Raw genomic sequence first — 23,584 nt, forward strand, 5'->3', positions numbered from 1 at the left:
GATATTGCGCGCCTTTGAAGGAAATCATGAACTGACTTTCGACTGATTTTACCGAAAGTCATTCACCCGCAGCATCTGACCTCGTCAACAGCCAAAAGTTTGCAACAGATCCATTGTGTTTTGACCTTACGAAGGTGGTCGACCATAAAACGAGAAAATCCTTTGGAGGCCACAAGAATGGCATATATTTATTGCAGCAAGATCGTCCCAGACACGCAGGAAGATGTGAACCTCGCTTTCCGTGAAAACGGCATTCCCGCAGAGCTCTTCGTGGGCGATGGTGGTATCCACTATGTCGCGCCGGTTCTGAGCTGGGCGAAATGGTCGGTGTTCCCCCAATCGGATAAAGCAGATCAACCAATTGCAGACGGTTGGGATAATGCCATTCAGGGCGGAACTGCCTTCATGGCAAAAAATAGATGGCTTAAGGAAGACGTTGTTCCTGCACGATGGCAGAGATTTGACGCAACAATGCGATGCAGCAAGATGGAAGCCTGTCAAAGAGAGCAAGACATTCCGAAGCTGTCTGCACTCTTGGCGAGGTCGTAGAATGAAACGCCTCTGGAAAGTCACCAAGTACACACTCCTGACGATTGCAGCGCTCATTCTGTTAGTCTTAGGGGGCGCATGGCTCGCAAGCCCCGGCGAAACACCCGCATTTGTCAGCGAGACAGGCGATGCGCTTCCGCGATCCATCGCCGAGATTCGACGTGTGGAAATTGGCGAACTGGAACAGTTCGTCGTTATTCGTGGCCGCGACCGCGCCAACCCAGCTTTGTTGGTTCTGCATGGTGGGCCAGGTACATCAGAAACCGCAATGTTTCGGCACTTCAATGCGGAGCTGGAAGATCATTTCACGGTGATCCATTGGGACCAGCGTGGGGCAGGAAACTCGTATTCTAACACCCTAGCACCTGAATTGATGACAATTGATCGCATGGTTTCAGATACCCATGAATTGACCCAATACATCAAAGCAGAGTTGGCACAGGACAAGATATATCTGCTCGGTCATTCTTGGGGTTCATTTCTGGGTGCGATCACAACATCACGCTACCCTGAAGACTACATCGCCTATATCGGTACCGGTCAAATATCCAATCAGTTTGAAAGCGAAAACCTCGCCTATAGCTTCGTCTTGAACGCGGCACGACAGGCGGGTGACGAAGACGCGATCACTGCTCTTGAAGAGCTAGGACCACTTGAGTTAACCGGGAACTCCAGCAGCGAGATCATGGAATGGGTCTACGCGCAGCGACCTCACATAGCTCAATACGAACAAGTCGAAAACGCCATGAGCCCAATGGTGATGATGTTTCAACCATTGTTTGTTGCGGATGAGTTCACACTTAGTGAGAAATTTGGCTTCTTTTCCGGAACATTCTTCTCACTCGAAAACTTGTTTCCGCAGGTGTTGGCATCCGACTTGAACGAGGAAGCTCAGCGCTTCGATATTCCTGTCTTCTTCTTGCAAGGAGCGGGTGATCTGACGACTTCCGAACCCTTGGCGCGGGCATACTTTGATCGGATCGAGGCACCAGAAAAACAGTACGTCCTGTTTGAGAAGTCAGGCCACAACCCACCTTTTGAAGAGCCTGAGCTGTTCAATCAAACCATGATCGAGACGATACTGAGATCAGATGGAAGGTCGAATTAGGCAGTCTTGATACCAACAATGCGACCGTGTTGCACGAATCCTGGATGAGGCGAATTTGCCCACACCCCATCATTTCAGAAGACGCGTTCATACTCCGCTCGACCGAGTGACCTGCTCCCTGAGGCTCCCTCATTCATAACGAGAGTCTGCGGGTCTGTGCCAATCGGTCGATTTCTTCTGCAATGCGGCGCAGAAAGGTTGCACGGGTTGCGCTGGCTGACTGGCCAAAGGACCAGAACGCATCCTCTGCCGCCTCGCAGGCCGCGTTTACCAGTTCTACATTGCCCATTGCGAATGTGTCGGTATCTCCCGAAACCGGTTCATTGGTGAAAGTCTTGTCTCCGGCGATCCAAGCTCCAGAGATCAGGTGTTTTCCCTTCAACATCTCGTCACTCCAACTTCAGTCTCGAGCCCAATAGCTGTCGGGTGGCGGACCGAAATCGATCAGGGCACAGGAATAGACAGCCGTTTCGTCAAAGGAATAGCGCGCCTCCATCTCAGGAGTCAGGGTCAGGCCAAGACCCGGCGCGGTCGGCCGGACCAGGTTGCCATCCACGATGCGCCCCTGATCGGCCATCATCTCGCGCCCAAGCGGGAAATCGAGCATCGGGAATTCCACCAGTTTGCCGCCTGCTGCAAAGGCGGCGTGATAGCTGGCCATGATCGCCGCCGCCCCGCCCCAGGCGTGCACCACGACGGGAGTGCCCTTGGCATTTGCTGCGTCGAACACATTCATAACGCCGGATATGCCGCCCATGACCGAAGCGTCGGGCTGGACGAAGTCGTAGATCTCGTTATTGATGCGTTCGATCATCTCTTTTGGCGTCGTGATTATTTCGCCGCCGCAAACCGGAACATCCGTGCGGGCGCGCAATGCTTTGAACCCTTCCGGCGCATCGGGGCCGATCGCCTCTTCGACGAAAATCATGCGCCGGTCGGTCAGGGCGTGAACTGCTTCGATGAAGCCCACCACATCGTCAACCTTTTGCGGTGGATCGGCCAGGTTCTGGCACATATCGACGCCCACCTCGATGCCGCGCCGTCCGGCCTCTTCCAAAACCCAAACGGTGCGCAGGATATCCGTCTTGATCGAGCGCATCTTGTATTTTATGATCCCGAGGCTGTCGAGCAGATCCAATTCACGTAGGAACTGTTCCTTTGCATCACAACAACCGCCCGAACCGTAGATCGGAATATGATCTGCCTTGGCGCCGCCCAAAAGGTCATAGACCGGCTGATCCAATGACTTCCCCTTGGCATCCTGTAAGGCGATTTCAAATGCCGCAATCACATGCCGCGCAGCCCCTTGCAGCGACCAGTAGTCACAAAGCGAACGCAGATCACGCACCCGCGCCGAGATATCGAACCCCTCCTTGCCCATCACCTGCGGCGTGCAGAGATCGACGATGGATTTGAAAACCAGCGGTGCGAATACCGCCAGATACCCTTCGCCCAGCCCGGTGACGCCATTATCGAGCGTCACTTCGACCATGCCGATGGTCCGTTTGGGGCCGTTTGGAAAGCACTCCTTGATTTCCGGATCATCCGCATCGGCATAGGGCGAACTGAGAAGCAGGCAACGAATATTGGTAATTTTGGGCATTGTTCAGCGGCGTCCTTAGCTCATTCCATTCTGGATCCAGATGGTCTTGGTTTGCTGGTATTGTTCCATGGCTTCGGTGCCGTTGTCGCGCGACAGCGAACCGGATTGTTTGTAACCACCAAACGGCGTCTTAATGTCGCCTTCGGAGAAACCATTGACCGAAACCGTGCCACAGGGCAGCCGCCGCGCCAAATGAAGTGCGCGGTCGATGTCACGGGTGAACACCGTCGCGTGCAGCCCATAGATCGAATCAGAGGCCAATTTCAGGGCCTCCTCCATTCCATTGACGAGTAGGACGCCAAGGACCGGTCCGAAAATCTCCTCGCGGGCGATTGTCATGTCATGGGTCACACCCGCAAACACAGTTGGTTCAACAAAGAACCCTGCACCGTTGCGACCACCACCGGTTAGCATTTGCGCGCCTTCGGAAATACCGCGCTCGATATAGCCTGTGACGCGGGCCATGTGCTCTTGCGTGACCATTGCGCCGATATCGCTGTCGGGATCCAGTGGATTGCCAACTTTATAGGCTTTGGCGCGGGTCAGAACCCGGTCCAGAAAATCGTCGGCGATCTTGGCATCCACCAGTTGCCGCATGTTGGCCGAACAGTTCTGTCCACCGTTCCAGAAGGCTGAGGTGGCGGCATGTTCAATCAGATCATCGTTCAGGTCTGCATCGTCAAGCACAATGAAAGGGCTTTTGCCGCCCATTTCCAGGCCAACGGCTTTCAGGTTGCTTTCACCTGCATAGCGCAGGAAATAGCCGCCGACTTCGGTCGATCCGGTGAAGGACACGATGTCGATGTCATGGTGCCGCCCGATGGCTTGGCCGGTTGTCTCGCCAAGGCCGGGCAATACGCTCAGGACCCCGTCAGGCACACCCGCCTCTTGCGCGAGTTCGGCAAGGCGAAGCGCAGTCAGCGACGTTTGCTCGGCTGGTTTGACGATGCAGGAACACCCCGCCGCCAAGGCTGGCGCCAGTTTCCAGGCGGCCATCAGAAGCGGGAAATTCCAGGGCAGGACCAGCCCCACAACGCCTGCCGGTTCTTTGACAACCAAAGCCAAGGCATCTTCACCGGTCGGCGCAACTTTGCCAAAGCTCTTGTCAGCCAGTTCGGCGTACCATTGGAAGAAGTTCGCCACCTCGCCGCCAATCTCATCTAGGCAATCGGTGATCATCTTGCCCGCATCTAGGCTTTCCATCACCGCCAGTTCATCAGCGTTTTCGCGCACCAGACGGCTGAGTTTCAGAAGCACCTCTTTGCGATGCTCGGGCGCCGCGCGCGACCAGCCGCCGTCGTCAAATGCGCGACGCGCGGCTTGAACCGCACTATCGACATCCTCGGCGGTACAGTGGGCAATCTTGCACAATGTTTCACCCGTGGCCGGATTGATCGAGGCAAAGGTTTCACCGTTTGACGCATCTGTCAGTTTACCACCGATGAAAGCTTTCGTGGGAAGAAGGAGGCCATCTGAAATCTGTTGATAGGTCGCCAGGTCGGACATGATGAGTATGACCTTACATTGAGGCGCTGAGGGTCACTGAAATGGCCAAAGCGCGATTTGCGGAAAGAGAAGCATCAGGATCAGCACGCAGATCTGGATGCACACGAAGGGGATGAAGGCCTTGTAGATATCGAACAGGCTGATCTCGGGCGGGGCCACGCTTTTCAAGAAAAACGCCGATGGCCCCAAGGGCGGAGACATGAACGCCACCTGCATGTTGATCGAAAAGAGAATGCCGAACCAGATCGGATCATAGCCAAGCGCCACCACGATGGGCACAAAGATCGGTAGGGTCAGAAAGGCGATGCCGATCCAGTCCATGAAAGTTCCCAGCAGGAACAGACTGCCCATCATGATCAGGATAATGACGATGGGGGTGGCATCCATGCCGGTGAAGACCTCCTCCATGTAGCGGCCCCCGCCCATCAGGTTGTAAATGCCGACGATGGCGATAGCCCCCATACCGGCCCAGATAATGATGCCGCAGGTATTGAACGCCTGGTCAATGCTTCGGTTCACGATGTCAAAGTTCAGTCGACCCTTGATCAGAAGCATGAAGAAAGCTCCTGCCACCCCCATCGAGGCTGCCTCGGTGATTGTGGCAATGCCCGCGAATATCGTGCCAAGCACCATGGTGATCAGCACCAAAGGCAGGATGACCAGATTGATCGCCTCTTTGATGCTGGTTTGGCGGCGTTCTTCTTCCGGCAGTGGCGGGCCGTCGCCCGGGCGAAGATAGCACCGGATGCCGATATAGAAGATGTAGCAAAGCATCAGTATGGTGCCGGGTGTGATCGTGGCAATGAAGAGATCACTGATCGAGGTGCGCGTGACCATACCGTAGATAATCAGCACGATTGATGGCGGGATCATCGTGCCCAATGCACCGCCCGCACAAACCGAGCCGATGGCGATCCCCTTGGCATATCCAAGCTTGAGCATCTGAGGCAGCGCCAGCATGCCCAACAGCACGGTTTCGCCACCGATGATCCCCGACATCGCCGCCATGAAGAACGCTACAATCACCGTCTGGATCGCCACCCCGCCGCGCAGGCGCCCGGCAAAGATTCGCATACCCTGGAACATGTCTGCCGACAGGCCCGAGCGGTCGAGCAACGAGGCCATGAGCACGAACATTGGAATCGCGATCAGGCTGTATTCGGTCACGATCCCGTACATCCGGGCACTGACCAGCGTCAGCGCGTCCGGGCCAAACCAGCCAAGGGTAAAGACAATGGCGACCGCCGAGGTGGCAAAGCCAAGCGGCACGCCGGTTAGAAGAATGGCGAAGGCCAGGCCGAAAATCAGCCAGGTGCCCGCCTCGATTCCAATCGCTTCAAGACCCATCAGAGCTCACCCCGCTCGCCATTGTCGTGCTTCACACGATGAATGAACTGCGCGACCGACTGGATCAGCAAAAGAACGGTGGCGATAAACATGACGACCTTGGTCAACCCCGGATAGGGCGGATTCCAATAGGTGCCGGAGCGTTCCAGATAGAATGGCAAGCCGGGCCGCGCATGGGTGGCCGTCCAGGCTGTAAGGGCCGAAACATATACCAGTCCAAGACAGATCAGGATCATCAGAAAACTGTTTGTCAGGCGCAATGCCCGACGTCCGTCGCGTGGCAGCAAATATTGCAGCAGGTTGATCGTCACATGCTGATTGCGGGCCATGGCCCGGGCCCCGCCAATCAGAAAAACGATCGCAATCAGGAAAGTCGAGGTCTCGTGCACCCATTTCGTAGGCGCGTTGAACCCATAGCGGCTGACCACTTCGTAAACTGAAATCACCGCCACGATCAGCACCAGCCAGCCGGTCGGCTTTATCAGCCTGTCGATGACCCTGTCCGTCTGTGTGTCGATCCGCCCCTGATCAAAAGGATCGTGGGAGGGTGTCACGGGCGTTGGCTGTTGTTGGGTGTCGCTCATGATGTTCTTTGACCTCGGAATATGAAGCCCGCGCGGAGGGAGTGACCACGCAGGCTTTTGGGATGTTTGTACGAACCTACATCAGCCCGTTCGCCGTCAAATAACCGGTGATCGAGTCAAAGACCTTTTGCGAGGCAGGAGACCGGGTCGCGAAGTCCGCCCAAACCTCCTGAGCGATGCCGCGGAACTTGGCACGCTCTTCCAGCGACCAGTTCACGATCGTGATCTCGGGGTCGGCCTCGGCCACGGCGACAGCCGCGCGGTCAGCCTTGTCGATCTCAGCGCGCAGCGAATAGGCCAAGGCCTTGTAGGATGTCGCCAGGATGACTTGGTCGGCGGGGGTCATCTTGTCCCAGATCTTCTGGTTGACCGTCAGGGCCTGCAAGGTGGTCGAGTGGAAACCGGGATAAACCGGATAGCGCGCCACATCGTGGAAGCCTTCGGCGTGGTTCGTGGCAAAGCCTGCCACATCCGAGGCGTCGATCACGCCTTTGTCGATCGCAACAAAGACTTCCGACAGCGACATGCTGACCGGCGCAGCACCGGCAGCGGCAAAGACCGCGCTGACCATGCCTTCGGGCGCGCGCAGCTTCAGCCCTTTGAGGTCATCCACACCGTTCAGCTGGCGGTTTGACACGAAGGCTTCGACACCTGGGCAGCCAACGCCAACAACATGTTGGTTGTAGGGCGCGACCAGTTCTTGCATCAGTTCAAGCCCGCCACCGGCATAGATGTAGTCCAAGGCCTGAATGGGGTCGCTCCAGGCGCCCACTGTGTTGCCAATCAAGCCAAAGGCGGGATCGTTACCCGACCAATAGCCCGGCGCCGCGATCTGGCCTTCCAGTACGCCAGCCTGAACCGATTCCAGCATCGTGTCGTAGCGCACGACCGCGTCCTCCGGGACAACGGTGATATCGAGGCGTCCGTCGGTCATCACGCCAACATCTGCGGCCCAGGCTTCGAGGATTGGCAGATCAGGATCGCCCGGCAGCGACGAAGACTGGATTGTCATTTTGATGGGGTCAGCCATGGCCATCCCAGTGGCAAGGGTTGCCACCGCGATTCCCGTTGTCAGTTTTGAGATTATGTTCATTTTTTCCTCCGTTGGATTTCTCGTTCTGTTTTTCTTCACTCAACCAGCCGTGGCACGCCGATCTGGCGCATCATGGCTATGGTATCGGCTCGATAGAACCCGCGTATGTCGCGGGTGGGCGGGCGGCAGCGGCTGGACGGCAGACCAATCAGCTCCATGCAAAGCTTGTCGAGGTAGCCGTCACCACTGGTGTAGTTCCGCTCAATTTCGACCCATAGCTTGTAGAAGGGCATGCCTTCCTGAACCAGCATACGGGTGATTTCCGCATAGTTGCCTACGTGAACCTCATTGATCAGCTTGATGCCCCACTCGGGCCAAAAATTGCAGTGGTGGACTTCGAAGGCCTTGGCGCCCATTGATGGCGTCGCGCTCATTCCGAAGAACAGGTTGTTGTCGATAATCGTGAACCGATCTGAGAAATGCGAACACACATCCTCGAATTCCATCGCATCGGTACGAGGTGCCGCCCACTTCAAACCAACGATGTTTGGGATGTCAGCCAGCCGTTCGACCATAGCGAACGAAAGATTCTGACTGGTCCAGAAGGTGTTGTAGATGATGATGCCCAACTCGGGTTCAGCGGTGGCTGCGGCACGAATGTAGGCCTCGAAATCGGCCTCGGTATGGGCAAAATAGAACGGGCAGGACACTTGAATGAAATCCGCGCCGATCCGCTTGGCCGCTTTTGTCAGCTTGACCAGTTCCAGGGTGCTTGTCGTCTGCGCCCCCATGGCAATAGGAACGGCACCTTTTGCTTCATCGACAACAATTTCGGCGACCTGGACGCGCTCTTCAAATGACATGGTCGAAAAATCACCAGCCGCGCCGCCAGCCAGCAAAGTGGCATAGTCGCTGGTCAGTCCGGAATCGATCAAGAACCGTACATATGCGCGCAAGGCCGTCTCATTGACCGCCAATTCCGCGTTGTCCTCAAACGGGGTGGGAATGGTAACATAGCACCCTTCCAGCTTCTTCTTCAAATGATCCAACTCTTTTCCTCTCTTTCGGACACAGCTCCGCCGTTGCAGAAAACTAGGCCTTCCGCTGGGCCAATGCTGGCCAGTCCCGAGAATTTTTTTGGAAAGCCGAACTTCCGGTCAGCTTCTGTCTGACGTCAGTGTTTATCGGATTTGGAAAGATAAATTGACAATTTTTGCCGTCGAATTAACATTAACTGCCAGATATTGCCGAATTTCCGAGGAACCCGCTTGCAACCAAGCCCCGAGCCGACCCGTTTTGTATTGGTCCTTCAACCGGAATTTCCGATCTCTGCCGTGATTCTCGCCAGCGAAGCGCTTCGGATTGTAAATCAAAATTCGGGTCTGGGGCTGTTTGCCTGGCAGCTTGTCAGCGAAGACGGTCAAGACGTCCGTGCAAGCAATGGGATGTGGTTGCAGGTGGATAGCAACTTTGACAATGCAGCGTCGGCAAATGTTGTGCTTTTGTTCGAAGGCAACTTGCCCACCCAACACATTTCGCGGGGACTGTTGGGCTATCTGCGCGGGGCAGCCAGGTTTGGAGCGGTCGTCGGTGGCATCGACACTGGAACTTATGCTTTGGCACACGCTGGATTGGCCGCGACAGAAGCAACACCCGAAGTGGTCCTGCATTGGGAAGCGGTTCCAGCATTCAGCGAAAACTTCCCCTCGGCTCAGCCGCAAAACCGGATCAACCAGTCAGATGGAAATGTCGTGTTTTCAGCCGGCGGTACGGCAACGCTGGACTTGATGCTGGATCTGATCGCCCGCTACGCTGGCGAAGCTATGGCCAACGAAGTGGCAAACGCCATGATCCACACGCGGCGAGAGGCCAATGCCCGGCAACGCCAAGAACGTAAGAGCGAGTTCAATAGCGATAGTTTGGCGACCGAGATCGTGCGGATTATGGAAGAGAACATGGACTTCCCTCTTTCGCTCGAGGAGCTGGCAGCAAAGCTAAACACCTCGAAGCGCACAATCGCGCGCGTCAGTGAAAACACATTCCAGATCTCGCCCATGCGGCTTTATCTTCAGATCAGGCTTCAGGCCGCGCGAAACTATCTCTTTTACGAAGAACACACGATCAACGACATCGCGACCGCTTGCGGATTTTCCTACCCTGCCGCGTTCTCGCGCGCGTTTCGATCTCAGTTTGACATCTCGCCTTCCGAATTCAGACGCAGTTTTCGCGACCGACAACGTCTGGCTGTCCAGCCCGAGATACACAGGCTGATTGCTAAACGGAATTCGGATTGAGAATAGGAAGCCAGTGGTTTCATCCGATTTCAAAGTCTGCAATCTCGTCCTTTTTGGCTGTTTGTACAAAGCGCAGCATCCGCCGCGCTATGCGCGAACGACTGTTTCGCCAATAAACCACTTACAGGGCGATTTGGCATTGAGCCGCGCTCGACTCTCTGTCGACCGATGTGGTTTGTGATAGGCGCGTGGTGGTTTCACAGATGCATTGGCGACAAGACTTCTGCCTTGTGCGTTTCATATTTGGTCAGTTCTTCCGGCACAGAGACGATACCGATGCCGGGCTCAGAATTACAACGCCACCCATGATCCAAGATGCAAGTTTTGATCGACCCAAACGCGTCCCTAAGTGGGTTTGGGTTAGCGTCGATCTCAAGTAGTCCATCTCCGCCAACCGCAGCCAATAGATTGGCTGACGCTTGCAGCCCGATCCCACCGCCCAAAAAATGCGGGCAATAGCGCAGGCCTGCAGCTTGCACATTCTGCCCAACACGCAGGCATCCTGTAATGCCACCCCATTTGATAATATCTGGTTGAAATATGCGCAAGTGGGCCCTTTGCACCGCGCTATCAAACTCATCGAATCCAACGAGGTTTTCCCCTCCAGCCAAAGGATAGGGGCTGGCGCGAGACAAGGCGGCCCAAGCAGTAGGATCAGCATCCGCGCGGATCGGTTCTTCCAGCCACTCCAATGGGAGGCCACGCGTGGAAGTGATAAACGAGAGTGCAGCGTCTTCTGTCCAACCCTGGTTTGCGTCTGCTGCGATGGTATCGGCTGCGGCTTTGGTGTCAAAGGCCTGTTCCAGCAGAGCCAAGTCGTCTTCCATATTGAAGCCCACTTTCACCTTAAAAGCAGAGAAGCCAAATTCTCGGGACTTCGGGATAAGCGCTTCAGCATCCGTAATATGTATCCCGCTCGCATAAGCGGGTACGACGTCGGGGGACTCAGCGTTCATGTAATGTCGAAGTGTCTGCCCGTTTCTGCGTGCGAAAAGGTCCCACAGTGCTATGTCGAGCCCGGCAATGACTTGCCTAAAAGGACCCCATTCTCCACTTTGCAACGCCACGATCTCCGTCCGAGATGTCAGTAATTCAAACATTTGTTCCGGATGAGAAAAAGCATGTTCAAAGGCGAACGGCGCAACATCTCGAACCAATAAGTTGACCCGATGCTCTGCGGCCGCGGCGGGCCAGTTGGCGAAGATCTCTCCCCAACCGAAACAGCCATCCCGATCCTCAATGCGCACAAACACTGCAGGCCGGTCTTTCATGATGCCAAAGGAAGTTAGAACCGGGTCGGCGATGGGGCTGCGAAAGGCGAACCCCTGTATACGTGCAATGCGAAGGCGATCGTTCAAGCCATCAGGTCCATATCCAGTCGAACGTAATCGCCGCGGTAAACCACGTCGGCCAAGTAAAAGATTTCTCCTTTGTCGTCGCACATTATCCTGCGCACTTCTGCCATCGGTTCTCCAACCTTCAGGTCAAGAAGGCCTGCGGTTTCCAGATCACATTTGCTGACAATCAGACTTTGCCGGGCTGTCTCAATATGCAGATTGGGATCATCAAACAGAACAGGCAGGGCCAGTTCAGTACGAAGCAACGCCTCGTGCCGGTCAAATACTGCCTTGGCAATATATAGCGCAATGACGCAGTATTGCTGCCCATCACGCGAATGGATGCGTCTCAGCTTATGATACTTTGGTGCCGCTTTGCCGAATGTCACCCCATCGGGCAAGTCTGCTTCTGTATCGTCAAGGCTAACCAGATCGGGAACATCACCGCGATAAAGGTCAACAAGTTCAGCGAGGCTGGTCACCACGCTAAGCGGTCGGGTGGGCAGCTGATGAGGCAATACCATCGTTCCCCGACCGCGCCTGGGTTCGACCAGCCCTTCTGATTCAAGTATTTTGACAGCATCGCGGACTGTGATTCGCGCGACCTCGAATTCTTGCACCAATTTGTCGATCGTGGGCAGAAAATCCCCTGTCGCCCAACGACCACTCAGGATTCGCTGCCGCATAACATCGGCGACCTGCAGGTAGAGCGGGGTGCCATCCCGGCGGAGTTTAGGTTTCTTCATGACCTCGAAGGTAGCGCGTTTTCATGTGGTTAACCATCAAAAAGTGTTAAGGTTCTACTTTTAGAATTTTTGCATTGAAAAAATTGGAGAAACTAATTAGTCCTATAAATGGGACTTTAGAAATTAAGGGGAGGGCAACGTGTCAGGGTACGACTACATCATCGTCGGTGCAGGCACGGCAGGAGCGACGCTTGCCGCGCGTCTGACTGAAGATGCTGCCTGCCGTGTTTTGGTCTTGGAGAGTGGTGGATCGGATCGGAATTTTTGGCTGAAACTACCGGTCGGCTACTACAAGTCTATCTACAACTCGACCTTCTCTCATCTTTATCGGTCGGAGCCTGATGACGGCATCAATGGGCGGCAAATGGATTGCCCTCGTGGGCGAGTTATTGGTGGATCCAGTTCCATCAATGGGCTGATCTACATCCGCGGCCAGCATGAAGATTTTGAAGACTGGGAAGCGATGGGAGCCCGCGGATGGGGTTATGAAGACGTTCTGCCGCACTTTCGCAAATTGGAAACCTATTCAGGGCCACCTTCGCAATATCGAGGGGCACATGGGCCGCTTCAGATCAGCGATTTACGTAACAAGAATTCGGCATGTGACGCCTGGATAAGAGCCGCGCACGAAATGGGTCTACCCAGCAACCCGGATTTCAACGGCGCATCTACCCATGGTATTGGATCCTATCAGTTAACACTCCGCGGTCGGTGGCGCGATAGCGCGGCGACTGCGTTTCTCAAGCCGGCGATGGGCCGCCCCAATCTGACGGTCAAGCTACACGCCGCTGTTACGGGCGTGACATTTACCGGGCAGCGCGCGCAGGGCGTAACCTATCGTCAGGATGGTCAAGAGCACACAGCCTGTGCCGATTGCGAAGTGATTCTTTGCGGCGGGTCGGTTCAAACCCCGCAGATATTGCAACTATCGGGTATCGGACCAGCCGACCTGTTGGGTCAACATGGGATCACGGTGCGCCATGATGCGCCGGAGGTCGGTGAGAACCTGCAAGACCACATACAGATGCGCACCATCGTAGAGTTGAAAGATCGTGGGCTTTCGCTGAACGACCATATGCGCAACCCTTTTAGCCTTGCCAAGATGGGGCTCGACTGGCTTGTCAGCGGATCAGGGCCGCTTTCCGTGGGAGCTGGGCAGGTTGGAGGGGCTGCCTGCACCAAATATGCAGAAGGCGGGCGCCCTGATCTTCAACTGTTCGTCATGCCGCTGTCGGTAGACAAACCAGGAAAGCCGCTGCACCCGTATTCCGGGTTCACGACGTCGTTTTGGCAATGCCACCCCGAAAGCCGCGGCAGCATTCGGATATCTTCGGCTGATCCGGCCCGCGATCCGACCATCCGCATGAACTATTTCGAGGCGCAACGAGACCGCGACGTGACGCTTGAGGGATTGAAAATGGTGCGCGACATTTATCAGCAACCTGCGTTCCGCAACATGTGGAGCCGCGAGGTCATTCCGGGCGACGCCCTTGGCTCTGATGACGCCATGATGAATGCAATCCGCGCGAATGCCACGACCGTTTACCACCTTGTCGGCACCTGCCGGATGGGAAGCGACGACACCGCTGTCGTTGATCCCGATCTGCGCGTTCAAGGCGTAGAGGGGCTCCGTGTCGTGGATGCCTCAATCATGCCGAAGATTACATCCGCCAATACAAATGCCCCAACTTACATGATCGCGGAGAAGGCCTCTGCAATAATCCGCAGCAACTGATAAAGCAATCAACCAGGAGGAGAAACGACATGAAACCTTGGACAAGAGCGGCTTGGCTCACCGGAGCGTTGGTCTTTGGGCCGGTGCTTGCATCGGCACAGGACACCAATCCGATGGATTGGCGATCGGTGCCGGAAATGGACGATCAGATCACCATGAAAATCGGCCACTCGGTCAACATGGAATGGTCATCCCATACTGCGACGCTGAAACGCTTTGCTGAGCTTGTGGCGATTTACACGCACAATGAAATTCGCCCCGAAATCTTCCCTGGTGCCCAGCTTGGCGGTGAACGCGAGATGGTCCAGCAGGCACGGCAGGGCGCATTGCAAGTCACTTTGCCCGCCACCAACAACATCGCGGCACTTGCACCGTCGCTAAACGTGTTCATCCTGCCCTATCTGGCCACGTCCACCGAACAGGTGAACTACCTTCAGGATGAGCTCACCCCCTACCTTGTACCGCGTGTCATCGAAGAGGCGGGCGTGCGCATTGTCGGTTGGGAAAACTCAGGCTGGCGTGCATTCTTCTACAAGTCTGATGAACCTATCGAAGAACCTGGTGATCTGGCAGGGCTGAAAATGCGCGTACCACCGAACCCGATCATGATTGCATCTTATGAAGCCTGGGGCGGCAACCCGACGCCAATCGCGTGGGCTGAACTTTATTCAGCGTTGCAACAGGGTGTCGTCGAAGGCGGTGACAACCCGGTCACTGATGTGATGGGTATGAAGTTTGATGAAGTCATTAATCGGATGACTACATTCCACTATACCATCCTAACTCATCCAATCGTCGTATCAGAGCGTTGGTTCCAGGGCCTGTCCGAAGAACATCAAGCCGCTGTGTTGCGTGCCGGCAAAGAGGCCACAGATTACATTCGTTGGTGGCAGCCGCTGGACGAAGCAAACTGGTGGGAAATGGCGCGTGAAGCAGGCGTAGAGATCACAGCGATCGAAGACGAGTCCGAGTGGCTTGAAAAAGCCCGCGCAATCTGGCCGGACTACTACGATGCGATCGGCCCCGACGGCGAAGTAGTCGTCAACAAAGCTCTAGAAATTCTAGCCCAGTACCCGGGTGAGTAATCCAACCCATGTTGCCTGCAGTCTCTGATTGCGGGCAACCACAGCCTTGGAGCAGGTGTATGGAAAACGTTTTGCGAAAATCTCTTTTGCTGCTGGCGTCGGCGTTGTTGGCATTTATGGTAGCCTCGCTCTTTTTGCAGGTGATCGCCCGAGAATTTAACTGGGCCGTCGATTGGACCGAGGAAACAGGCCGTTTCAGTTTCATCACGATGGTGTTCATCGCCGCTGCCTATGGCACACTTACCCGGTCGCACCTAAGTGTGTCGGTGTTTTCGGACTGGATATCGAGCAAGGTAGGAAACCGGCCTATCGCCTTTTTCCACACTATCATGGTGCTGGGCTTCGCCGCTGTCATGGTCGTATTTTCCGCGCTCAACTTCACCGACGGGCTTCGCTATCCCAATATCTCTCCTGCGCTTGAGTTCAACCAGAACATCCTGTTCGCCGTGATGTGTGCGGGGTTCGTAATGATCTTCCTGTTGCACCTGCGCGATCTTTTTACTCTTCTACGCGGAGGATCTTTCGATGAATGAAGTCATCCTGGTTCTCACGATCCTCTTTCCCCTCCTGCTGATTTTGGGGCTGCCGATCTATGTCAGCCTCGGCATCACAGGCCTGACGATCAGCTATCTGACCGATGCTCCACTCGTATTTGCTACACAAAACGTATTGAACGGGTTGGACCAGTTCCCGCTGCTGGCCATCCCGGCCTTTATTCTGGCGGGCAATATTATGGAAAAGGGAGGCATTACCGAAGACATCATTGGCATTTTCCGGCACGCTTTCGGTCATATCGCAGGCAGCCTTGGCCTTGTGACGATCTTTTCCTGCATGTTCTTTGCCGCGATTTCGGGGTCCGGTCCCGGCACGGTCGCCGCCATTGGAGCCATCATGATCCCTGCGATGATCAAATATGGCTACCCCCCCGCATATGCTGCTTCGGTTTCGGCGACCGGCGGTACATTGGGCGTGATGATACCCCCCAGTAATCCACTGATCATTTACGGGATTATCGCTAACGTCTCTATTGCCGACCTTTTTGCTGCTGGCATGATTCCGGGTCTCCTCACCGCATTTCTTCTGGCTGGTGTTGCCTACTTCATCGCACGACGCGCGGGCGCGGTGATGACTGTCGATGCCGATGCGCCGCGCCAGAGTATCTGGAAACTGTTATGGAAGGCCAAATTCGCACTGTTCCTGCCCTTCATGATCCTCGGAGGTATCTATTCGGGGATATTCACCCCGGTCGAGGCTTCGGTATGTGCGGTTGTCTATGCCCTTGTCGTGAGCCTTGTTGTCTACCGCCAACTCACTCTTGCCAGCCTGCTGGTCGCCTTTGAAGGGGCGGTCAAACTGGGTGGTGCGCTGATGATCATTGTTGCCTGTTCGACCCTTTTCGCGACTGTGATTACGCTTGAGCAAATTCCGCAGGATGTGGTCAGAACTTTCAGCGGCATCACCGATAGTGCGATCATCATTCTTCTGATCATCTGTGCCTTGCTGATTATCATCGGAACTTTCATGGAAACGATCAGTGCGATCATCATTTTGGCCCCGATCCTTGTGCCGCTGGTAAAAAGCTACGGCGTCGATCCAGTTCATTTTGGCATTATCCTGATTGTGACAATCGAGATCGCCTTCCTGACACCACCGCTGGGGGTTAACCTGTTTGTCGCCAGTCAAATCGCGAATATCAAATTCGAAAGAGTGGCAATTGCAATCCTGCCGTTCGTATTCACCCTGATGATCGCAATGCTCATCGTGATCTTTATCCCGCAACTCAGCCTCTGGCTGCCTGAAACCCTACGAAGCCTGAGGTAACTCAATGTCCATAGAAATCCGCAATCCGGCAAATCCAAGCGAGGTCGTTGGCTCATTTGAGACGATCACGCCGGATGAAGTGCCAGCGATGATCGCATCCGCCCACAAAGCACAGCGTGAGTGGGCGAAGGTTACCCAGCAGGAACGTGGTCGGTTGGTCGAGGCTTTTCTGGACGCGTTAGAGGCGCGCGCCGATGACATCGCGACGTCAATCACCCGTGAAATGGGGAAAATCATCGCGGAATCCCACGGCGAGGTCGCCAAGGCCCTTGGCGAAGGGCGCGCCACGACACGGCGCGCATCTTCGCCAATCGGGGAAGTTTTGCCCTCCCAAAAACCCGGTACCGTGACATATTCGACCCGCCGCCCACGCGGGGTGATCGTTGGGATTAACCCGTGGAACTTTCCCTTCAGCACGCCCATACGAAAGACGGTCCCGGCGCTCCTCTATGGCAATGCCATGGTCCTGAAGCCGTCGGTCAGCACTCCGGGTGCAGCTTTCATCATGCAGGAAGTTGCTGACGCAATTTTGCCGAAAGGCTTGTTCCAGGTAGCCTATGGGTCAGGCGCGCTTGGGGCTGCTCTAACCTCGGCTCAGGGAGTCAACGCGATCAGCTTTACCGGATCAGTCGGAATTGGCCGCATCGTGGCTCAGGCCGCGGCGGCAAACCTTGCCGAGATCAGCCTCGAACTGGGCGGAAAAAACCCTGTCATCCTGAACGATGCCAGCGATTTGGAAGTCGCTCTGGACCAAATCTATGCAGCAGCCTTTTCGGTCTGCGGGCAGCGTTGTACCGCCATCAGCCGCGTGATCGTGCGCCGCGAACTGGAAGCACAAGTTGTCGATGGTCTGGCGCAGCGGGCAAAGGCTGCCCAGGTTGGCGACGGGCTTGACACCACATCCACGATCGGACCTTTGATGGGCGAAAAGGCTCGCGCTGATGTGGCGGGTTTTGTGAGCCGCGCCGTTGCCGACGGGGCAGTCGTTGCCGCCGGGGGAGAGATGATTGACCAGGACGGCGGCTATTTTTATGCCCCTACGGTCCTATGCAACGTCACACCGGACATGGAAGTGGCCCGCGATGAAGTCTTCGGTCCGGTGCTTGCGGTCATTCCCTATGACACGCCGGATGAGGCGTTGGCCATTTGCAACGATGTTGAATTTGGCCTCTCCGCCTGCCTCTATTCAGAACAGACACCGCTGGTTGAACGGTTTGTTTCTGAAGCCGAAAGCGGGATGCTCCACGTCAACTGTGGCAGCTTTCCCGAAGACCACGCGCCATTCGTGGGCGTCAAAAACTCTTCGCTTGGGGTTGGCGGTTCGAATGGCCCGTCGACGCTGCATTTCTATACGCAGGAACATACGGTCTTCCGCAAGGGGCAGGCATGACCAAGGCAATACCTTCGGCTGATCCCAAGACGCGCTTGTCCGTAACGGCGCATACGCAGGACAATGTGGCCACATTGTTGGACGGCAAGGTGGACTGCGCCACAATCTCCGGGGGGCTGGCCATCACAAAAGGTGTGCCCTTCGGACATAAGGTGGCGTTGCGCAGCATTTCTGTGGGTGAAACTATCGTGAAATATGGGGTGGTGATCGGTCACGCCTATAAGGCCATTGGTGCGGGGGAACACGTGCATGTCCACAATATCAGATGAACCAGTTGGTGCCGGCTGGCGGCGCACAGATGGCCGGATCGGGCTACGAAATCACGTGATTGCCTTTTCCACGGTCGCGTTGACCGACAGGATCACCGATCTTGCCGCGGCCCATGTCCCGGGCACTCTGCCCATCTGCCCGTCCTTCCAACGAGGTCTGCGCGGACCGGATGCCCAGCTTCAGGCAGACATGATACGCGCTGTGATTGCGCATCCGAACGTGGGGGCCGCCCTGGTCGTCACACATGACCGCGCGGCTGCGGCTGACCTGAAGGCTGCCAGCAAAGGCTTCGGCAAACCGATAATTGTCGTCCCGCTGATGGCACATAGCGGAATGCAAGCAGCACTTGATATCATGGTATCTGATTTGCGATTGCTCGTGGCACAGGTTTCCGACAGCCAAAAAATCGCGATGCACCTGTCTGATCTGACTGTGGCGCTGGAATGCGGTGGTTCCGACGCAACGTCGGCGCTTTGTGCCAACCCGACGATTGGTCGCTTTGTAGATCGCCTGATTGCCGCCGGGGGCACAGCAATCGTGTCCGAGACAGCAGAGTTTCTGGGCGGTGAGCAGGTTGTCCGTTCGCAAAGTCGAACGCCAGAGGTTGCAGCAGACATACTGGGGTATTTGCGCGCCGAAGAAGAGATGATGAAAGCCGACGGCATAGATTATCGCGGTGTGAACCCGACGCAGGAAAACATCGAAGCAGGACTGAGCACCCTGACAGAAAAGACGATGGGTGCGATCTGTAAAATTGGTAAGTCGAAGTTTGCAGGAACTTTGGGATTTGGTGAACAACCAGTTGGTCGAGGGTTATTCTTTATGCACACTCCGTTTTTCAGCCCGACATCGCTGACAGGTATGGTTCTGGGCGGAGCACAAATCAACCTTTTCGCCGTAGGCGTCTACAATCCGTCCGGCCTTCCCCTCGCGCCAACCATAAAAATCTGCGGTAATCCAATAACCTGTGCGGAGTGGTCGGACTCAATTGATATGGATGTGTCGGGAACTGTTTCTGGTAACTCTACGTGCGAAGATCCTGCAAATGGCATACCCGATCTGATCGGCCAGATCTCTGAAGGCAAATTGACTTGCGCGGAAAGATGGAAGGAAGGTCAAATCATCGTTCCGATGTCGCGTTTGCCTCTTTAGATCAGTTGATGCGATTGTGTCGCGAAATTCATGAGAAGCCTGAAAAATCCACCTGCTAGACAAAATTACTCCTCAACTTCAGCGAACTGGCAAAATCCAGAGGCCCAAGGCAAAACGAATTGCCGTTTACGGATCATGTTCACGGCCTCGATGCCGTCCAGCGTCGCCGACGCGGATGCGACAGAGCCATCTAAGTTTTCTATCCGGAGGACGACTTCAGCGCGTCGCCATCGCCAGGGCCATGCCAATGCGTCCGGAAGTTCTGCTGTTTGATGTACTTACATCCGCACTTGGTCCGTAAATGGTTTGCGAGGTGCTGAACGTGCTTCGGGGCACTACTGAGTTCGTAGATTCCACAATCATTCAGTACACACAGCAAATGGGATTTGCTAAAAAAGTTTCTAATCGGGTTTGTTACTTTGATTGCGGAAAAAATGCTGGAGCAGGGTGCGCCATCTATTGGAACGCTCAAATCAACCGTGTTTTTTGCGGGCAACACAAGGCGCACCTGAACGGCTGATTGCGAAAATGAACGCGGTTTAAACACTCTCGAAACAGGCGACCTATGACCGAAACCAAACAACACACACATAATGACTTGACGGCAGCTGAAATCGGCGCTCTCGCACATTTGTATCGAGGTGAGATCTATCGCAGTACAATTTGGCGAACCAGACTGGACACCACAACCAATTGGTCCGTTGTCTCGCTAGGCGTCGCCTTGTCAATTTCCTTCGCTTCGCCAGAAGCCTCACCGCTTCCCTTGTTGATTATCGGTATTCTGATTTGGCTGTTTATGATTCTCGAAGCGCGGAGGTATCGCTACTTCAATGTTTGGCGCGCCCGGGCACGATGGATGGAAAGATGTTTTTATGCTCCCATGCTTCACCATGAGGACTATCAGAATAACTGCAATTGGCAGAACATATTGGCCAATGACTACCTAAAACCAGAATACCATGTCAGCTACGTTACGGCCATGGGCCGGAGGGTCCGCCGTAACTACTTGTGGATTCTGATCATTCAAACCATTGCCTATTTAGGTAAATTGATAATCCACCCAACTTCTGCCTCTTCGGTCGAAATATTTATTGAAAGGGCCAGTGTAGGTCCAATTCCAGGAGAAATAATTTTGTTCGGAGGTCTGCTGTACGTATCTTGCTTTGTCATGTTGTCTCATTATGTAAGCCGTAAGGACGCGGTCAATGCAAAGCTCAGGAGTGCAGGCGACGCGTTAGGCTGAAAGAGGAAATATGCAGGTGTGAGCGATAACTGAACCGCGGGCCTTGCCAACTTGTTTGCACGCGGCTGACGACGGTCTGGCCTGCGTCTGTCAGGCGGTCATTTCGAGAGCGTAACCATCCCAGAGGCCGAAAGCATCGGTTCTGGCGTGACGGTATGAGACGATGGAGAGTTGATAGCGGCGGGGTCGAAAGACGGTGTTGATCTGGTCGTGAGCGGCAAGAAACCTTTGGGCCTGTCTTAGAGATTTGAAACGGCCCATCAGCTTCTCACGCTTTCGAGTGGGTCTGTGTGATCCTTCGATCCGGTTGTTCAACCCTTTGTGTGCTCGGTGATCCGCGCCCGGTGCAAGATCGCGGATCGGCTTGAAATAGCTTCGCAACTTATCCGTGATCACAACACGGGGTTCGCCGAATTGTGAAATCAACCGCTTCAGAAAGCGCCCGGCTGCCTTAGCACTCCGCCGTGGTTGGACGAGGATATCAAGAGTATCTCCGTTCGCATCCACGGCCCGCCAGAGCCAGCATTTCCGACCGTTGATCGGGATGACCACTTCGTCCAAATGCCATTTGTCGGCGGCGGCTGGCCGGTCTCGCCTGATGCAATTCGCGAAATGGCCGCCAAAGCGGTTGACCCATTGCCGGATCGTTTCCCGACTGACCGTTACACCGCGTTCCGCGAGCAGATCTTCAACATCGGCAGTGCTGAGCGCAAATCGGTGGTAGACCCAGACGGCATAGGCGATGATCTCACGCGGAAAACGAAAGCCCTTCAGGCGAGGCATCTTGGACGGCATCTTCATGCGTGAGGCCTAACCAGTTCAGTACGCGCAAACAAGTTGGCAATGCCCTTTCAACTCCTCTGTCATTCTCGGTCGCCCGTAGCTGCCCAGGCTGAACCGGGACTGCTCCTTGATATGGGCCAGAACAACCATGTCGGTTCGCTGCCTTGGGCTGGCAGGTCGGCTGCGAAAGGCCCGAAGGCCGCGTGAACTGACATCCAGAACGTCACACATGCGCTGCGCACAAAATGCGTCACGGTGTTCTTCGATGAACCTGAACCTCATGGCTTTTGGCCCGCGAAGAACTGAGTTGCCTTTTTTAGGATCTCCCTCTCCTCCCTGAGGATGCGGTTCTCCCGTCGAAGCCGCTCATTCTCACGGGAAAGGTCCAGGTCCTGGTTGGACATAACGTCGGTGTCGCGATGTGCTATGATCCATTTGTTCAGCGTTGAAAGCCCGACACCCAAATCTGAGGCAACCTGCTTGCGTGTCAGCCCGCTCGTCAGCGCGATCCGCACCGCATCAGCCCGGAATTCGTCCGTCCGTTTCAGTCCCATAGTTCATCTCCTTTGCTGCAATAAATGCTATCAAAGGAGCGGCATCAAACCGCGACAGGTCCAGTTATTGTTACTTGTCGGATTGCATAGCGAAATACAAATAGCTGAGATGTGCGCCTCGTGAAGCGTAGGTAAAGCGTTTTGCGTTATTCGATCTTTTTATCCGTTTCTTGAACGGGATACGGCTCCAGGAGAAATGGCGGCGGAAATTGCACAGCATAGAAGCCCGAGCCCCCCGAAAGCGGTATTTATGCTGACGCCGTGGTCAAGGAGCACGCCCACCACACCAGGCCCGACAGCGGTACCGCAGATCATCACCATTACTACAACGGACCGAATTGCGCCCAGGTGCCGCCGACCGTAGACCTCCGGCCAGACGGACCCGAAGAGAGTTAGCGAAAACCCGTTGGCTATGCCCATCAGGGCCATGAACACGGGTACACTCCATGCGGCCTCGACCCAACCTAAAATCATGCAGGCCACGGCCAGTGGTATCAAGTAAAGCGGTAAGAACGTCGTAGAGCGGTACCTATCGACCAACCAGCCAGCGACGAACGTCGTCGGGATCGTGAGGGCTGCCATTATGCCAAAAAACGATGTGAAGTAAGCTAAGTCCCAGTCACGAAACTGTACCAACGTAGTCTGGTAGAAGAAGATCGTATTAGCTATCAGTGACATCGGCACGATCCCAGCGAGAACGGCGTAAAAGAATGGGTCGGCGAGTGCTTCGCGTCGCGTGTAGTCTCTCACATGATCATTTGATACCGGTCTATTTTCCGTCATGCCTGGAGTTACATCGGGATCACGTTCGACCCAGAACAAAGCAACCACAAAAGGTGTGATAGCAATCAGGACGGCGGAGACTGTAACCCAAGCCAACTGCCATCCGATAGCAGCGCCAATCGCCACAAAACCGAAGGGTACGACCATTTGGCCGATGGTTTGCCCAGCCGAAGTGATAGCTACCGCGCGGCCTCGACTGGCTTCGAACCACCGACCGACAAGCGTGAAAGCCACGTGTGTCATAAGACCATGAGCCGCAAATCGTAGTAGGAACAGAGCCAAGAAGAACGCCCAAGGACCTGTATCGAGCTGGTAGAGGAAGGCCGCTACACCAAGAATGGGTAGGGATGCCGCGATCATCAATCGGGCTGAAAAACGATCTGCGAGGCCACCGAAGACCAAAACCAAACCGCCGCTCACGAAAGTTGCGACGGTATTGATCAGACCCAAGTCGCCATCAGTGAACCCATGGATCGATTTGATTTCCTCGAAATTCAACGAAACGACATAACTCTGTCCAAACGCCGAGAAGAAGAAGACTAAGAATAAGCCAACGAGCCAACGAGTATTTCGTTGAATGAATTTAAGCCAAAAAGGGGCGGGAGTACCTCCCACCACCCTTGCTTTTCGGAGATTATCAGTACGTGGAATAGCCATCTTC

General features: G+C 55.0%; 23 protein-coding genes and 1 pseudogene. 12 read left to right on the top strand and 12 right to left on the bottom strand.

Annotation, left to right across the window (positions count from 1 at the left end):
• Positions 1-177 precede the first annotated feature (177 nt).
• Entirely contained in the window at positions 178-549 is a 372-nt protein-coding gene (locus GOX66_RS19085) for a hypothetical protein (RefSeq protein WP_170764622.1), read from the top strand.
• Between the two features lies 1 nt (position 550).
• Positions 551-1,657, top strand: coding sequence for an alpha/beta fold hydrolase (locus tag GOX66_RS19090; protein WP_170764624.1), 1,107 nt, complete (start codon positions 551-553; stop codon positions 1,655-1,657).
• Positions 1,658-1,790: 133 nt separating this feature from the next.
• Here the strand turns inward: GOX66_RS19090 and GOX66_RS19095 are convergent, their stop codons facing one another.
• From GOX66_RS19095 to GOX66_RS19125, 7 genes are all read right to left on the bottom strand, one after another.
• Complete coding sequence (locus GOX66_RS19095) at positions 1,791-2,042, bottom strand: aldehyde dehydrogenase (protein WP_170764626.1); 252 nt, start codon at positions 2,040-2,042, stop codon at positions 1,791-1,793.
• Between the two features lie 15 nt (positions 2,043-2,057).
• The gene (locus GOX66_RS19100) at positions 2,058-3,260 is read right to left on the bottom strand and encodes a mandelate racemase/muconate lactonizing enzyme family protein (protein WP_170764628.1); all 1,203 of its coding nucleotides are present in this window, start codon (positions 3,258-3,260) and stop codon (positions 2,058-2,060) included.
• 15 nt (positions 3,261-3,275) lie between these two features.
• Positions 3,276-4,766 (bottom strand): aldehyde dehydrogenase, encoded by a 1,491-nt coding sequence (locus GOX66_RS19105; protein ID WP_170764629.1) that lies wholly within the window; start codon positions 4,764-4,766, stop codon positions 3,276-3,278.
• A 33-nt stretch (positions 4,767-4,799) separates the two neighbouring features.
• On the bottom strand, positions 4,800-6,113 hold the full coding sequence (locus GOX66_RS19110) for a TRAP transporter large permease (protein ID WP_170764632.1): 1,314 nt from the start codon (positions 6,111-6,113) through the stop codon (positions 4,800-4,802).
• A complete protein-coding gene (locus GOX66_RS19115) occupies positions 6,113-6,697 on the bottom strand; it encodes a TRAP transporter small permease subunit (protein ID WP_170764634.1) in 585 nt (194 codons plus the stop codon). Before GOX66_RS19115 ends, GOX66_RS19110 begins: the two co-directional genes overlap by 1 nt.
• Before the next feature lie 76 nt (positions 6,698-6,773).
• On the bottom strand, positions 6,774-7,790 hold the full coding sequence (dctP, locus tag GOX66_RS19120) for a TRAP transporter substrate-binding protein DctP (protein WP_170764636.1): 1,017 nt from the start codon (positions 7,788-7,790) through the stop codon (positions 6,774-6,776).
• A gap of 35 nt (positions 7,791-7,825) precedes the next feature.
• The gene (locus GOX66_RS19125) at positions 7,826-8,779 is read right to left on the bottom strand and encodes a dihydrodipicolinate synthase family protein (protein WP_214652688.1); all 954 of its coding nucleotides are present in this window, start codon (positions 8,777-8,779) and stop codon (positions 7,826-7,828) included.
• Between the two features lie 219 nt (positions 8,780-8,998).
• Here GOX66_RS19125 and GOX66_RS19130 point away from each other — a divergent pair, with 219 nt between their 5' ends.
• On the top strand, positions 8,999-10,024 hold the full coding sequence (locus GOX66_RS19130) for a GlxA family transcriptional regulator (RefSeq protein ID WP_170764638.1): 1,026 nt from the start codon (positions 8,999-9,001) through the stop codon (positions 10,022-10,024).
• Between the two features lie 197 nt (positions 10,025-10,221).
• Here GOX66_RS19130 and GOX66_RS19135 read toward each other — a convergent pair whose 3' ends face one another.
• Complete coding sequence (locus tag GOX66_RS19135; protein WP_170764680.1) at positions 10,222-11,382, bottom strand: mandelate racemase/muconate lactonizing enzyme family protein; 1,161 nt, start codon at positions 11,380-11,382, stop codon at positions 10,222-10,224.
• Positions 11,379-12,107 (bottom strand): GntR family transcriptional regulator, encoded by a 729-nt coding sequence (locus tag GOX66_RS19140; protein WP_170764639.1) that lies wholly within the window; start codon positions 12,105-12,107, stop codon positions 11,379-11,381. Before GOX66_RS19140 ends, GOX66_RS19135 begins: the two co-directional genes overlap by 4 nt.
• Before the next feature lie 139 nt (positions 12,108-12,246).
• Between GOX66_RS19140 and GOX66_RS26210 the strand changes: the two genes are divergently transcribed.
• The 9 genes from GOX66_RS26210 (at position 12,247) to GOX66_RS19185 (ending at position 20,803) form a co-directional block, all read left to right on the top strand.
• Complete coding sequence (locus GOX66_RS26210) at positions 12,247-13,842, top strand: GMC family oxidoreductase N-terminal domain-containing protein (RefSeq protein ID WP_170764641.1); 1,596 nt, start codon at positions 12,247-12,249, stop codon at positions 13,840-13,842.
• A 29-nt stretch (positions 13,843-13,871) separates the two neighbouring features.
• Positions 13,872-14,927, top strand: coding sequence for a TRAP transporter substrate-binding protein (locus GOX66_RS19150; protein WP_170764643.1), 1,056 nt, complete (start codon positions 13,872-13,874; stop codon positions 14,925-14,927).
• A 59-nt stretch (positions 14,928-14,986) separates the two neighbouring features.
• Positions 14,987-15,460 carry a TRAP transporter small permease gene (locus GOX66_RS19155; protein ID WP_170764645.1) on the top strand — a complete coding sequence of 158 codons (474 nt, stop codon included), beginning with the start codon at positions 14,987-14,989 and terminating at the stop codon, positions 15,458-15,460.
• The gene (locus GOX66_RS19160) at positions 15,453-16,748 is read left to right on the top strand and encodes a TRAP transporter large permease (protein WP_170432618.1); all 1,296 of its coding nucleotides are present in this window, start codon (positions 15,453-15,455) and stop codon (positions 16,746-16,748) included. The genes GOX66_RS19155 and GOX66_RS19160 overlap by 8 nt, the downstream gene beginning before the upstream one ends.
• 4 nt (positions 16,749-16,752) lie before the next feature.
• Complete coding sequence (locus GOX66_RS19165) at positions 16,753-18,138, top strand: aldehyde dehydrogenase family protein (RefSeq protein ID WP_170764647.1); 1,386 nt, start codon at positions 16,753-16,755, stop codon at positions 18,136-18,138.
• Positions 18,135-18,407, top strand: coding sequence for a UxaA family hydrolase (locus GOX66_RS19170; RefSeq protein WP_170764648.1), 273 nt, complete (start codon positions 18,135-18,137; stop codon positions 18,405-18,407). Before GOX66_RS19165 ends, GOX66_RS19170 begins: the two co-directional genes overlap by 4 nt.
• On the top strand, positions 18,388-19,560 hold the full coding sequence (locus tag GOX66_RS19175; RefSeq protein WP_170764649.1) for a UxaA family hydrolase: 1,173 nt from the start codon (positions 18,388-18,390) through the stop codon (positions 19,558-19,560). Before GOX66_RS19170 ends, GOX66_RS19175 begins: the two co-directional genes overlap by 20 nt.
• A 175-nt stretch (positions 19,561-19,735) precedes the next feature.
• Positions 19,736-19,861 carry an ATP-binding cassette domain-containing protein gene (locus GOX66_RS26340; protein ID WP_170764650.1) on the top strand — a complete coding sequence of 42 codons (126 nt, stop codon included), beginning with the start codon at positions 19,736-19,738 and terminating at the stop codon, positions 19,859-19,861.
• A gap of 264 nt (positions 19,862-20,125) precedes the next feature.
• Positions 20,126-20,803: a DUF2270 domain-containing protein gene (locus tag GOX66_RS19185; protein ID WP_170764651.1), complete on the top strand. Its 678-nt coding sequence runs from the start codon at positions 20,126-20,128 to the stop codon at positions 20,801-20,803.
• Between the two features lie 90 nt (positions 20,804-20,893).
• Here GOX66_RS19185 and GOX66_RS19190 read toward each other — a convergent pair whose 3' ends face one another.
• From GOX66_RS19190 to GOX66_RS19200, 3 genes and pseudogenes are all read right to left on the bottom strand, one after another.
• Complete coding sequence (locus GOX66_RS19190; RefSeq protein ID WP_170764652.1) at positions 20,894-21,604, bottom strand: IS6 family transposase; 711 nt, start codon at positions 21,602-21,604, stop codon at positions 20,894-20,896.
• A 48-nt stretch (positions 21,605-21,652) separates the two neighbouring features.
• Positions 21,653-22,140, bottom strand: a pseudogene (locus GOX66_RS19195) (transposase); the annotation flags it as partial.
• Positions 22,141-22,299: 159 nt separating this feature from the next.
• Positions 22,300-23,580: an MFS transporter gene (locus GOX66_RS19200; protein WP_170764653.1), complete on the bottom strand. Its 1,281-nt coding sequence runs from the start codon at positions 23,578-23,580 to the stop codon at positions 22,300-22,302.
• Positions 23,581-23,584 lie beyond the last annotated feature (4 nt).

It is taken from the genome of Ruegeria lacuscaerulensis (assembly GCF_013031245.1).
In the GTDB taxonomy this organism is placed as follows: domain Bacteria; phylum Pseudomonadota; class Alphaproteobacteria; order Rhodobacterales; family Rhodobacteraceae; genus Ruegeria; species Ruegeria lacuscaerulensis_C.